General features: G+C 58.4%; 1 protein-coding gene and 1 pseudogene. Both read left to right on the plus strand.

What is annotated here, in order from left to right:
* Window positions 1-200, plus strand: a pseudogene (cysW, locus tag NKI24_RS35850) (sulfate/thiosulfate ABC transporter permease CysW); the annotation flags it as partial.
* A 131-nt stretch (window positions 201-331) separates the two neighbouring features.
* The coding region (locus NKI24_RS35855; RefSeq protein ID WP_352750939.1) for an ATP-binding cassette domain-containing protein at window positions 332-690 on the plus strand (359 nt) is incomplete at its 3' end.

A 690-nucleotide genomic window follows, 5' to 3' on the forward strand; every position in this document is an offset into this window, starting at 1 on the left:
TCTCGGTCGTGTCGGGCCACATACGCGGGCTAACCAACACCATGCCGCTGCATGTTGAAATCCTTTATAACGAGTACAATGCCGCCGCCGCCTTTGCCGTCGCTTCGCTGCTTGCCGGCCTGGCGCTCGTCACGCTGGTCTTGAAAACACTTCTCGAGATGCGCTACGGCGCCGAGATCGCCGCGACGCGCGGACACTGACAAATGCATGTCGCCCAAAAGTGTGTAGCGGTTTTTGGACAACGACATGCATAAAACAAAGATTTGATGTCGCCCAAAAGTGGGAACCGGTTTTGGGATAACGGCATGCATCAACTACAAAAGGGATTTGCATGGAAGTTCGCGTTGCCAACGTGCGCAAGGAGTTTGAGCGGTTTCCGGCCCTCCGCGACGTTTCGCTCGACATCAAGTCGGGAGAACTGATCGCCCTGCTGGGACCTTCCGGTTCCGGCAAGACGACGCTGCTCAGGCTGATTGCCGGCTTGGAGCGGCCGACCCGCGGAAAGATCTTCTTCGGCGAAGAGGATGCCTCTCAAAAGTCGATTCAGGAGCGCAATGTCGGCTTCGTCTTCCAGCACTACGCGCTGTTTCGCCATATGACGGTCGCCGACAATATCGGCTTCGGACTCAAGGTCCGGCACGGGCCGTCACGCCCGTCGGCGAAGGAAATCCGCCGCCGCGCCTCGGAACT

The sequence above is a fragment of the Mesorhizobium sp. M0701 genome, from assembly GCF_040320365.1.
Lineage (GTDB): Bacteria > Pseudomonadota > Alphaproteobacteria > Rhizobiales > Rhizobiaceae > Mesorhizobium.